Below are 12,514 nucleotides of genomic sequence, written 5' to 3'. Positions count from 1 at the left end.
CGGCGCCAGTTAGACACAAAGACGGCAGGAAAACCATGTTTAGATTCCGGATTTGCAAATAAGTTTGTTAGAACTTCAATCCGACTGTAGCCAGGACGGTACGCGGCTCGCCGAAAAAAAACTGGGTAGTAGAGTTAAAGGTGGTCTCGATATACCCCTGATCGAAAATGTTGCGGAAGTTAACCGCCATATTGACCTGCTTGGCATGGAGCCAATTGCCCGCCTTCAAGTCGTGATTATAGTAGAGGGCTGCATCCACTCTGACATAACCAGGCACACTGACCTGCGAACCAAAAATCGAAGCATTACCTCGCGTGTAACCAAATACTCCACCACCGACGCCGAAGCCGCTTAAAGTCCCTTCCTGGAAGAAATATGTAGACCACAACGTCGCCTTATTATAGGGAACCATAGCCAGACGTTTGTTCAGCAAATTCACATCATTGTCCTTTGTCACCTCCGCGTCAGTGTAGGCATAGCTACCGATTATGTTCCATCCATCAGTCAAACTGGCTGTCACGTCGAATTCAACTCCCTGACTCCGCTGCTCGCCGGTCTGAACCATGAACCCCAGTCCACCGAGCGTTGGATCCGGCGTCAGCAGATTTTCTCTCGTCAAGTGATACCAGGCCAATGTGGTAGAAATACGATCATTGAGAAAAAATGATTTAATCCCCATTTCGTACTGCGTCGACCGTTCCGGTTTGAATAATTGACCGTTCGGATTGATGCTGTTAGGTGCATTGGGAAGAAAGCCTCGAGTCCATGACGTGTATAGGGACACTGGTTCGATCGGCTGGTATACGAGGCCGAGTCGAGGACTAATACCTGTATCGTCGGAGTTGGCAAGCGTATCCTCGGTCGGATTGACGCTCTGATGGACGTAGTCAAAGCGGACACCGCCCAAGAATTTGAGATTCGGCAAGATGGCCATCAGATCTTGAAGATACACGCCAGCGGCTTTCATGTCGGACTTGATGAGAAATGAATCCGTGGGGCCGCTCAGTGTCAGGGAATAATTTGGTGCGAAGATATCCAAGTCTGGAGCGTTTCTTGATGAACCTTGACTAGGATCTGTCTTGTCCTGCCGTAGCTCGATCCCGGCTAAAAGACGATGGTCCATTCCCAGCAGATCGAAGTGCCCGGTCAGATTCGTAAACGTATTATGAAAGTGGCGGTGCCACATGGATCCTGCAGAATTGCCGATATCGATTCCAGCACGGGAGAGAGTGCGCTGATCGGGTGCGAGGGCAAGCGGGAAAGCATCAAGGAGTTTGATGCCCTCGAAGACTGTATAACGATAGGCGTTGCGAATGGCCCAATTGTTGTTCAACTGGTGAGTCAGATCGTAGCCTACCCGAGTCATCGCCCGCTCCTGCCGCTCCGCTTCTCCCAAGGAAGTATTTCTGTTGCGGGGAATTTCGCCATTGATATTGGGGAGCACAGTTCCCAATGCCGGGACGCCGTTGTACGAGGGAACCCATCGCCGCATATATTCCGCTTCCACGGTCAAAGTTGTGCGTGAATCGATAAGCCACGAGAGAGCTGGCGCCACGGCTACCAAATCCCGTTTGACATAGTCCACGAAGCTCTCAGCTTTCTGTCCGACCACATTGATTCTATACAGCAATGTTTTTTTGCTATTGAGTGGACCGGTTGCATCGAGTTCGGTCCGGTAAAAATTGTAGCTGCCAAACATGACATTGGTCGAGTAGTAGGGATCCGCAAGAGGTTTTTTGGTGACGACATTGATGATGCCGCTCGGATCACTCTGACCATAGAGCACTGATGCTGGTCCCTTTAGCACCTCCAGCCGTTGGAGGTTATAGCTGTCTGTTCCAACCAGGATATTCGCAGGATCAACAAGTCCATTGCGGTAGAGCGTATCGACGGCAAACCCACGAACCAGAAAGGAATCGTTAAGTCCTTGTGATGGACGGTTTGTGATAACACCGGATACATTTTGCAGCCCCTCAGCGAGACGAAACGCCCGCTGCTCCTCGATCACCTTCCTTGTAATGACTTGAATCGATTGCGGCACATCCCGAATAGGTGTATCGGTTCTCGTCGCTGTACTGGCCTCCTCGGCCACATACGATTTCGTATCGTTGTCCCGCTCGCGGACGTCTTTTACAAGAATCTCTGGCACTTTCACAGGTTTCTGAACTGCGCCGAGTTCCGCACTGGACGCCTCACTCAAAGGTGGCGGAATGATCGGCACAATCATCGAACCGTCAGCGGGCTGCAGCGTCACGGTCTTGTCGTTCGCAAAGCGATAGTCCAGCCCGGTACCGCTCAGCAAGCGTCGCAAGGCTTCTTCAGACGTATAACGGCCTGAAACGCCCGCCGATCGGCGTCCTGCCGTCATGCCGGCTTCATAGCTCAACAACAGATCGGTCTTTTCGGCAAACGCCTTCAAGGCCTGATCCAGCGGCTGCGAAGGAATATCGAAGTCGTAGGCATCAGCCGGTTGTGCATGCGACGGATGTCCGACCAGCACCATGCTCAGCAGCACGATCACCGCTATGACTCGAAGAACGGCCGGTCTGTCGAAGGCAGACCGACCCGCTGGCGTTCTGTTCACAAGAAGCCTCCTCAATTCGTCGCCCGATGTATGGGAGTTCAATCATGCGCCCGCGTCGGATCGCATGCGGCTCTTCGCCTGACCCTCCCATGCCTGCTATGTGGGTTAACGTATGGGAAGGGACAATCCGGGAACGGAAGAAAAAATATTTTTGAGGCAGTAGATTTTTAGAGAGCCAGCAGGATGCTCAAAAAAGCCTTCAGCGAGCGAAGGTCCGAGGAGGTACATACCAAGCTTCGCTTGATCCGCTCGCTCCGATCACATGCGAGCGGATAGGTTCCGTTCCTCAAGAGCGTCCTTCTGCACGTTGAGCTTCTGAACGACGCGAGAACAAAGCTGGCGGACCTTTTCAGCATCCTGTCCTAACGGAGGATGATGAAGCGGTCGGTGAGCTTATCCAACTGGATGGGCAGCGTCTTGGCGAGGATGCTCAACGTCTCCGCCGTGTTTGCGAGATCGTAGATGCCCGTGACACGGATCGATCGAATCTCGTCATTCCAGATCAGCACGTATCCGGGATGATACCGTTGAATTTCAGCGATCACGTCGGAAAGAGGGGTATCCGATACGACCAATCGCCGGCGTGTCCATGCCATCGCATCGGTCGCTGCCACGTCGCGAATCGGCCCAAGCTCGCCGTCCGTGCCAATAGAGATTTGCTGCCCTGGGATTAGTTCACGCGACTGGGAAACGGATCCCGACACCCGCACGAGCCCTTTGACAACTGTGACCGTCGTTTCTTTTTGCCGTTCTCGCACGATGAACTCGGTCCCCAGCACCTGTACCTGATGTTCCGCATGCTGGACGGTAAATGGACGATTCGGATCGGCCTGCACCTGGAAGAACGCTTCGCCTTTCAGTAATTCGACGCGGCGTTCCTTCCCATCGACATGAGTGACGACGGCCGTATTCGTGTTGAGAATCATTGAAGATTTGTCCGGCAGTCGAACGGTTTTCTGCTCGCCCACTGACGTGAGAACGTCGGCCCGCAATGCCATGAGAATGGGATCGCCCATGAACCATAGGCCAGCGATCAGGACCGACGCCGCGATGCTCGCAGCAGGGAGCCATCGCGTCGAGCGAAAAGAAAGCCGGTTGCGGCGAACCGGTTCGACCTCCGGAGAGAAGGGCTCAAGTGCCATGACCATGTCCGGTGCGGCCCACGTCCGCTGCACACGCTCGAACGCGGCGTCATGTGCCGGACTCTTCAGGCGCCACGCTTCGAACTGTTGAATGTCCTCCTGCGTAAAGTCCCCTGAATCCAATCGAGCAAACCACTCGGTGGCTTCTTCGAGAACATCCCTTTTGGGTTCTGCCATAGTAACCAGCATCATGCCCCTGCCTCATCGTCAAGGGCCTTCTGGCAATGATATAGCGCTTTCGCCAGATGGTTTTCCACTTGCCGCTTCGTCAATTTCAACCGATCCGCGATGACTTCATGCGAGCAGCCCTGTACACGGCGCAGCCACAGCACGTTGCGGGTCGTTGCTTCCAGAGATTGAAATGCATCCTGGAACACGGCCAGCCGCTGCTTGCCGTAAATCTCATCGAGCGGCGCCGGTGCGCTGCTGGGGACGACGCTCGCATCTTCCAAAGTGGCATGCAGAGGCAGGCGCAATTTCTCTTTGCGAAGATGATCGAGCGCGAGATTCGTCGCGATGCGATGCAGGTAGGCACGCGGATGCGCAATGTCCCTCACATGCGGCGTGCGCATCAGGCGCAAATATGTCTCCTGTGCGAGGTCCGCGGCGGTATCGGCACAGCCGACGATACGTTTCAATCGCGCAAGCAACTCGGACTGATAGTCCTGAAAAAATCCTTCGAGATCGGACGGAGAGGATGTGCTCATAGACGCAATTGCGGAAGACGGAATGCCACAATGGCGTCCAATCTAGCAAAATGATGACCATGCAGGAATGTTCCTACGCCAGGAACATGCAGAGAATTTACCGTGTACAGTGTTGGCGTTCAGATCCCGTAGCTCGACGGTATCGACACAGATATACGCCTGGCCAGAGCGCTCAATGTTCACACAACTGCTTGAACGGCTGGCCACCGCACTCGACCGCGCCGGAATTCCCTACATGATTATCGGCGGCCAAGCGGTCTTGTTGTACGGCGAGCCGCGCCTGACGAGAGATATCGACGTCACGCTGGGCATTGATGTTGATCGTGTTTCGGGTCTTCTTGCGCTCACCACCCAGCTTGCCTTCACTCCACTGGCACGGCATGTTTACCATCGAAATCTATGAACGTTCAGAACCGCAAGCCGACTGTGGCCAGTACCGTGCGGGGATCGCCGAAGTAAAAACGAGTTGTGCTGTTCTCAGCAACTGCCACGTAACGTTGATCGAACAAATTCCTGAAATTCACTGCGATATTCACTTGCTTTGCCCCTAGCCAATTTCCAGATTGCAGATCGTGATCATAGTAAAGCGAGGCATTCACGATGGCATAGCCTGGCATTTCCACTTGCCCCGGCCCAAAGATCGACGCATTCCGGCTTGTATAGCCCAATACCCCTCCGCCAAGACCAAATCCTTTCAGGGCTCCCTCTTGGAAGTGGTAGGTAGACCAGATCGACGCTTTGTTATACGGAACCAGCCCCAAGCGCTTGTTCACAAGCGCCGGATCGTTGTCTTGAGTGACTTCTGCGTCGGTATATGTATAACTTCCAATGACGTTCCAGCCTGTTGCAAGAGTTGCTGTGACATCCAGCTCGATGCCTTGACTGCGCTGCTCACCGGTCTGGACTAAGAACCCCGGGAGGAACGGATCGGGTGTAACAAGATTTTGCCGGGTCAGGTGATACCAGGCCAGCGTCGCGGACACACGATTCTGCAGAAAGAAGGTCTTCATCCCGACTTCATACTGTTCCGATCGCTCAGGCTTGAAAAGCGCACCGGTAGGATTAAAAAAACCAGGAGCATTGGGCAAGAACCCACGCATCCATGAGGTATACAACGAAACCGGCTCGATGGGTTGATACACCAATCCAACACGCGGACTCACCCCCGTGTCGTCGGAATTCTGCTCAGGCGGATTATCCAGGTAGGGGCCGTTCTTTGCCCACTGATGTACATAGTCGAAACGGATGCCGCCGACGAGTTTGAGATTGTGGAACAGAGCGATTTGATCTTGAAGGTAGACCCCAGCGAGGCTCTGACCCTGATCAAACCGACTATTGCTCACGATGGGCGCATTATACGGGTTAATACCGTAGTTCGGTGCGTAGAGGTCCAGACTCAATGAGGGATCCATGCGAAGAACCTGCTGGGAGGGATTGCTACGCTCTTGTCGCAATTCCAATCCAGTCAACAACGTATGGTCCATCTCGAAAATTCTAAAATGACCAATCACATTCGTGATCATGTCGTGATAATGCGCTCGAGCAATACTCGTCTCAGATCCAAACCATATTCGCTGGAAGGTCCGTTGATCAGCATCCAAGGCTACGGGCTCACCATTGACTTGACTGATATCTTGGATCGAATAGCGATACATATTTCGAATGGACCAATTGTTGTTAAATTGGTGAGACAGATCATACCCAACTCGATAGTTCGTTCGATTATTACGCCCGAAATCGCCCATCCCAGTAAAAAGATTCCGAGGGAGGGGTCCATTGATATTAGGCAGCACCGTGCCCTCCGCTGGAAGGCCGGAAACACGCTGCGTCCAGCGCTTGAAATATTCCCCTTCGATGGTCAGCGTGGTACGAGACCCTGCGATCCAGGTCATGGCTGGAGTAATCCCTACAACATCTCGGTTGGCGAAGTCCATGTAGCTACCGGCTTTTTGGCCGACCACGGTCATCCGATAAAGTAGTGTCTTGCTGGCATTCAGTGGGCCCGTGGCGTCGAGCTCAGAGCGATAGAGGTTGAAATTACCTAGGATGACATTGGCAGAATAAGTCGCATCGGGGAGTGGTTTTCTCGTGATGATATTGATCACGCCACCGGGATCACCAATTCCATAGAGAACCGAAGAGGGACCTTTCAGCACCTCCAGTCGCTGGATGTTATAGGGATCGGATGCATTCAATGCAGAAAAGGGATCGATCAGGCCATTGCGCACGAATTGATTATTGCTCACAGCAAAGCCACGAATAAAAAATCCATCATTGACATCATTACTGAGGGCGGCAGAGAAAATACCGCTGACATTTTGAAGCACGTCGTCTAGCCTGATTGCCCGCTGTTCTTCGATGACCTTCCTCGTAATTACTTGAATTGATTGCGGCGTGTCACGGATTGGCGTATCGGTTCGCATGGCGGTGCTGGCTTCATCAGCCACGTACGACTTGGTATCGGTATCCCGCTCTCGTACTTCTTTCACGAGAATTTCCGGCACCTTGACGGGCTTCTGATTCGCCGTAGCGGCGGAAGCGCCGCCTTCTGCGGCGGCCACCGCTCCTGCCCCAGCCGCAAGCGGCACGGCGCTCTGTGGAGATCCGTTTGTTCGTTGCAGGGTCACGGTATCCTGATCCACGAAAGTGAAGCCCAACCCCGTACCGGATAATAGTTGCGTCAGGGCTTCCTCCGGGGTAAGACGACCAACGACGCCCGGGGACTGTAAGTTGCTCGCCAGTTCTGCGTTATAGCTCACTTGCAGACCTGTCACCGCAGCAAATTTACTGAGCGACGACGTCAGCGGCTGTGAAGCGATATCAAATTCCATCGGCGTTTTGCTTCGAGAGAACTGCTGGTCTTGAGCAAGGAGTACCGGCGAGGACGCAGCGGCGATGTCAACCATGCCGCCCACCATGAACACACACACCATGGTCACAGTGGCGATCGTCCATTGTGGCCGTCCCCTCACCTGCCGTCTCCTGTCGCTCAGACTACATGACTGCTCTGCCTGTGTCGGCCTTCGCACCATCCAGCACCTCCCTTGCCTGCCATGCCTCACGTAGGAATTTTTCGTTCTGCGTGCTGCCTTGACGGACGAAGGAGGCCCTACCTCTATCGTGTTTAGAAATTATTCTGTGCCGGAGATCTGTAGGGGAGACTGGACAGGGTGCGTCAGGACCCGGATCATTGAAGAACGGGACAGGCCCTATAACCACCGGAGTCAGTCTCGATTATCGGAAGACGACGAACCGGTCGGTTATACGGGTCATCTGTACGGGGAGAGTTTTCGTTAACGTCGCTAAAATCGTGGTGGGGTTCGAGAGATTGTAGGTTCCGCTGACGGCGAGACCGGCCAGCGAGGGATTCCAGACGCCGATATAGCCTCCGTGATATCGCGAGATTTCCTCAATCACTTGAACGAACGGCGTGTTTTCAAATACCAGTCGACCTTGCAGCCAGGCCAACGTCACATCGGTATCGATCGATTGCACGGAGATCTTGCCGTCAGCATTCATGATCGCCCGCTGACCGGCCTCCAGGGTGACCTGAGAAGCCGTCGATGATTCCACCGACACCACTCCTTCCACGACCGAAACGTGGGTGATGTTGCCGGACTCCCGCACGACAAACGCGGTACCAACGGCCCGAGCGACCAACCCGCCATGCTCAACCAAGAATGGCCGCGTCGCATCCGGCTGCACCTTGAACATCGCCTCGCCCTTGAGTAACTGCACCCGGCGGCTGTCCGGACGATAGTTGGATGCGATGGCAGAGTTCGTATTCAGGATGACGGTCGATTCATCCGCCAACGTAATCGTCTGCCGCTCTCCAACGGCCGTGAGCCAGTCTGCCTGGAAACGAATCGGCACGTCGAATTGGTATGCCACGGCACTCACAATCAGCAGGACGACCGCCGCTACGAGCGCCCGAACCCAATGCCGCTCCGGGATACTCCGGCTCTCCGCCTGCGTGCCTAATCCTGCCAGTGCTCCCGCCGCTTCCATCAATTCGGGCTTATCCCAAAGCCTGCAGATCTCCACAAATGCCTGCTCGTGGTCGGCACTGTGGTTTCGCCACTCCCAAAACTTCGTCCGTTCCCGGTCTGTCATTTCACCCGAAGACAACCTGGCGAACCACACGATGGCTTCATCGGATGGGCCTGCCGGCGAACCCATTGAATCCATTTCATCTTGAGAGCGGTCGTCCGTCATCGTCAGCGACATGCCACCTGTATGGGAAATGTGAAGTATATCTCCTAGACGCATGCCTTGGGTAATCCCTCTATCGGCTGGACGCCTCGTATTCAAGCATGGCCTTTCGGCAATGCTGCAATGCCCGGATCATGTGCTTCTCGACTGTGCTCTTTGAGATGCCGAGTTGCCGGGCAATACTGTCGTACGAACAATGATGGAATCGATGGAGGATAAAGACTTCCCGGCACCGGTCGGGAAGTGCCTCGAGCGTCTTGGTGAACAGATCGACCTGTTGGCGATCCAATAAGATTTGTTCGACCGACGGTTGCGCACTGGGAACATCCAGCGCGTCGTCGAGCGGCTCGACTGTCTTGCTGCGCGTATTCGTTTTTCGTAGGTGGTCGAAGGCAAGGTTCCGGGCCGTGCGAAACAAGAACGCCCTGGGATGATCGACCGTCTTCAGGCCGTCCATTCCGGCGATGCGCAAATAACTTTCCTGCGCCAGGTCGGCCGCTGTTTCCCGACACCCGACGAGACGCGCGAGCCAGCGCACCAACGTGGGTTGATGTTCACGATAGAGCTGTTCGATGTCTGCCGAGGTCATGGCACCCCAGGAATCTCCCCAAAGGAGGCCGAGCGTAGACCAATCGGTTCGGAAAGACCATGTTCAAACGCCAGGTGGGTTCTGACAGCCAGATGTATGGGCAGGAGGTCTTTGCAGTTCCGTCCCGTCCATTAGTAGATCAGTTTATTCTCCCGTTCGCCGGATCACCGGAGTTCGGCGACAGACGACTCCGGCTCGCAGACCGGTGGAGACGATGGCTCATATGCAGCCGGCTCCGGATGATGCGATCTGCGGGCGAGTAACCGATATACCGCCGGCACCAGAAACAGCGTCAGCGAGGTGGAGACCACCAGCCCGCCGACGATGACCAGGCCGATTTGGCGGCGTCCTGCGGCCCCGGCCCCCGTCGCCAATGCCAACGGCAGAGCCCCGAGCAGCGTCGCGGCCGTCGTCATCAGGATGGGGCGCAACCGCAGCGTCGCAGCCTCCAGCACGGCGCGTTCCAGCGCCGCCCCGCGGGCGCGCAGTTGGTTGGCAAACTCGACGATGAGAATGGCATTCTTGCTCACCAGGCCGATCAGCATCACCAGACCGATTTCACTATAAATGTTCAAAGTCCCGCCGCTCAGCTTCAGGGCGAGGACGGCTCCCACCACGGCCGGTGGAACAGACAGCAGGATGACGAAGGGATGCACGAAGCTTTCAAATTGGGCGGCCATGACAAGATAGATGACCACGAGGGCCCAGAACGAACGTGACCTCGAGCCGGCGGCTGGATTCTTTATATTCCTGTGTCGAACCCGTGTACGCGATCGTGGCTCCCTGCGGACTATATTTCCGCGTGATCCGTTCCAATTCATCCACGGCCTCCCCCAGCGTATGCCCCGGCGCGAGACCGGCGCTGACCGTCACGGCGCGCAGCTTGTTATAGTGATTCAACTGTCTGGGCGAGACCGATTCCTTGAGCGCCACGAGGCTGGCCAAGGGAATGAAGTCGCCGGCTTTGGCCGCCACGTGGACGTTGTCGATGTCTGCCGGACGGATACGACGCTCGTCCCTGATCTTCACGATGACCGGATACTCTTTGCCGTCCCGAACGAAGGTGGTCACCTTCCGCCCGCCGAGCAGCGTTTCCAACGTTCGAGCGACGGTTCCGATCGAGACGCCGAGATCCGCGGCCTTATCGCGGTTCACCGAGACGACCAGCTCCGGCTTGTTCAACTCCAGATCTGAGTCGAACATCGCGAGGATGGCCGAGGTCTCCACCTCCTCCTTGATCCGCAACACAACGAGACTCAATTCCTCATACGAGGCGCCGCCGATGACGAGTTGGGCAGGCAGCCGGTTGGATCCCTGATTGAACGGCTGCGGGCTGACGGCAAAGACCGTCATGCCTGTAATGCCGGGGAGCGACGGCTGAAGGTCTTCGAGAATCTCTGCTTGCGTCCGTTCGCGCGCATCCCAGTCCTTCAGCGCCGCCCAGCTCGCGGCACGGCTCACCTGTGTGGGTCTGCCCCCGCGCGCTACTGCCGTATAGGAGGATGCCAGCTCGGGAATGCGTTGATACAGCGCTTCGAACCGGCGGGTGTATTCGTCGGTATAGCGCAGGGTGGCGCCTTCCGGGGCGATGAGATGCACGGTAAACCATCCCGTATCTTCCAACGGGGCCAACTCGGACGGCAGCGTGACGATCAACGCCAGACCGAGCCCGAGCGCCAAAACGCCCATTCCGATCGCAGCGCCCCGAAGGTGAAACGAGGCGTGCAGCAGGCGCCGGTAGCCGTTGCAGACGGCGTCGAACACCGGCGAGGACGCAGCCCGGTTCATCCGCGAATCGGCCGGCGGGCGGAGCAGCCGCGCGCACATCATCGGCGTCAGCGTCAAGGCGATAAAGCCGGAGAGCAGGACGGACCCGGCAACCGCGACACCCAGCTCAGCGAACAGCCGGCCCGTCATGCCCGGCAGAAAGACGATGGGCAGGAAGACGGCGACCAGCGCCAGCGTCGTGGCCACGACGGCGAAGCCGATCTCGCGGCTGCCGGCGCGGGCGGCTTCGAACGGCCGCTCGCCGTCCTCGATCCGCCGATGAATGTTTTCCATCATGATGATCGCGTCGTCCACCACGAGCCCGATCGTGAGCACGAACCCCAACAGCGTGAGCACGTTGATCGAAAAGCCCATGCTCTGCATGATTGCGAACGTGCCGAGAATCGAGGCGGGAATTACCACCGCCGGAATGAGGGTCGCGAACCCGCTCCGCAGAAAAAGAAAAATCACCGCGACGACAAGCAATAGCGACAACCCCATCGCGCGGAAGACTTCACGGATGGACCGATCGATGGCGATCGAGCTGTCGAACGGCACCATCAGCGCCATGCCGTCCGGCAGCGTCGTGCGCAACAGGGCCACTTCGCGCTTCACCGCCTCGGCGACCTCCAGCGTATTGCCTTGCGAGTTCTTGATCACGCCGATCCCGACGGCCCGCCGGCCGTTGACCCGGATGATTTTTCGGTCGTCTTCCGCGGCCACCTCGGCTTGTCCGATTTCACGGAGGCGCACGGGGTAGCCGTCGCGATAGGCGATGATCAGCCGATCGAACTGCTCGGCCGTCCGGAGCGCGCCCTCGGTCCGGACGCTGAACTCGCGGCGCTCGCTTTCAATGCGCCCGGACGGAATCACGACGTTCTGCTCCATCAAGGCTTCTTCGACATCGTGCACCGTGAGGCGCCGCGCGGCGAGGCGGTCGGGATCCAGCGAGAGGCGCATGGCATACCGGCGTTCCCCGTCCAAGGTGATGTTCGCCACACCGGGCAGAGCTCCCAGCCGATCCTTGATGTGGCGCTCGGCAAAGTCGGTAATCTCCAGTTCGCTGTGACGGTCGCTCAGCAAGGCCAGAAACAGGATGTTCTCCGCATCAGCGTCCGATTTCCATACCAGAGGAGCTTGGATATCCTTGGGAAGCAGGCGGCTCACGCGCGCGACGCGGTCCCGCACATCGTTGGCGGCCGCGTCCAGATCCCGCGACAGATAAAACTCCAACGTGATCCACGAGACCTCCTCACGGCTGCTGGATCGGATGGTGCGAAGCCCTTCGATCCCGCTGAGCACATCTTCCAGCACAGTGGTGACTTCGGTTTCGACGATGCGGGCATCGGCTCCGGGATAGGTCGTGCCGACGGCCACGATCGGCGCGTCGACGGCGGGATACTCGCGGACGGGCAGCGCCGTGAACGCCAGCCCTCCGAACAGACACAGCAGCAGGGTCATCACGGTGGCGAGAACCGGACGGCGGATGCAGATGTCAGACAAGGTCATGGGC

The 12,514-nt window shown here is 56.7% G+C and carries 9 protein-coding genes; 1 reads left to right on the top strand and 8 read right to left on the bottom strand.

The annotated features are described in order from the left end of the window. Window positions 1–67: 67 nt before the first annotated feature. The 3 genes from W02_RS18260 to W02_RS18250 form a co-directional block, all read right to left on the bottom strand. The gene (locus W02_RS18260) at window positions 68–2,584 is read right to left on the bottom strand and encodes a TonB-dependent siderophore receptor (RefSeq protein WP_173050327.1); all 2,517 of its coding nucleotides are present in this window, start codon (window positions 2,582–2,584) and stop codon (window positions 68–70) included. Between the two features lie 362 nt (window positions 2,585–2,946). After that, complete coding sequence (locus W02_RS18255; protein WP_173050325.1) at window positions 2,947–3,918, bottom strand: FecR family protein; 972 nt, start codon at window positions 3,916–3,918, stop codon at window positions 2,947–2,949. Continuing rightward, on the bottom strand, window positions 3,915–4,433 hold the full coding sequence (locus tag W02_RS18250) for an RNA polymerase sigma factor (RefSeq protein ID WP_173050323.1): 519 nt from the start codon (window positions 4,431–4,433) through the stop codon (window positions 3,915–3,917). The genes W02_RS18255 and W02_RS18250 overlap by 4 nt, the downstream gene beginning before the upstream one ends. Window positions 4,434–4,608: 175 nt before the next feature. On the opposite strand from W02_RS18250, the gene W02_RS18245 reads away from it, so the two are divergent. Further along, a complete protein-coding gene (locus W02_RS18245) occupies window positions 4,609–4,836 on the top strand; it encodes a hypothetical protein (protein ID WP_173050321.1) in 228 nt (75 codons plus the stop codon). Window positions 4,837–4,840: 4 nt separating this feature from the next. Here the strand turns inward: W02_RS18245 and W02_RS18240 are convergent, their stop codons facing one another. The 5 genes from W02_RS18240 to W02_RS18225 form a co-directional block, all read right to left on the bottom strand. Next, on the bottom strand, window positions 4,841–7,405 hold the full coding sequence (locus W02_RS18240) for a TonB-dependent receptor (protein WP_173050319.1): 2,565 nt from the start codon (window positions 7,403–7,405) through the stop codon (window positions 4,841–4,843). A 262-nt stretch (window positions 7,406–7,667) separates the two neighbouring features. After that, window positions 7,668–8,660 (bottom strand): FecR family protein, encoded by a 993-nt coding sequence (locus W02_RS18235; protein WP_173050317.1) that lies wholly within the window; start codon window positions 8,658–8,660, stop codon window positions 7,668–7,670. A gap of 58 nt (window positions 8,661–8,718) precedes the next feature. Continuing rightward, on the bottom strand, window positions 8,719–9,234 hold the full coding sequence (locus tag W02_RS18230; RefSeq protein WP_173050315.1) for an RNA polymerase sigma factor: 516 nt from the start codon (window positions 9,232–9,234) through the stop codon (window positions 8,719–8,721). A gap of 164 nt (window positions 9,235–9,398) precedes the next feature. Continuing rightward, window positions 9,399–9,932: an efflux RND transporter permease subunit gene (locus tag W02_RS21840; RefSeq protein WP_197742066.1), complete on the bottom strand. Its 534-nt coding sequence runs from the start codon at window positions 9,930–9,932 to the stop codon at window positions 9,399–9,401. After that, a complete protein-coding gene (locus tag W02_RS18225) occupies window positions 9,898–12,510 on the bottom strand; it encodes an efflux RND transporter permease subunit (RefSeq protein WP_197742065.1) in 2,613 nt (870 codons plus the stop codon). The genes W02_RS21840 and W02_RS18225 overlap by 35 nt, the downstream gene beginning before the upstream one ends. Between the last annotated feature and the right edge of the window lie 4 nt (window positions 12,511–12,514).

It is taken from the genome of Nitrospira sp. KM1 (genome assembly GCF_011405515.1).
Classification (GTDB): domain Bacteria; phylum Nitrospirota; class Nitrospiria; order Nitrospirales; family Nitrospiraceae; genus Nitrospira_C.
Note: the sequence above shows the minus strand (reverse complement) of the source record. Positions and strands in the feature narration are given on the sequence as shown.

Excerpts from the sequence above, each read along its gene's own strand:
- W02_RS18255 (WP_173050325.1), bottom strand. The coding sequence starts at position 3,918 with ATGATGCTGGTTACTATGGCAGAACCCAAAAGGGATGTTCTCGAAGAA.
- W02_RS18225 (WP_197742065.1), bottom strand. The coding sequence starts at position 12,510 with ATGACCTTGTCTGACATCTGCATCCGCCGTCCGGTTCTCGCCACCGTG.
- W02_RS18235 (WP_173050317.1), bottom strand. The coding sequence starts at position 8,660 with ATGTCGCTGACGATGACGGACGACCGCTCTCAAGATGAAATGGATTCA.
- W02_RS18230 (WP_173050315.1), bottom strand. The coding sequence starts at position 9,234 with ATGACCTCGGCAGACATCGAACAGCTCTATCGTGAACATCAACCCACG.
- W02_RS18245 (WP_173050321.1), top strand. The coding sequence starts at position 4,609 with ATGTTCACACAACTGCTTGAACGGCTGGCCACCGCACTCGACCGCGCC.
- W02_RS18250 (WP_173050323.1), bottom strand. The coding sequence starts at position 4,433 with ATGAGCACATCCTCTCCGTCCGATCTCGAAGGATTTTTTCAGGACTAT.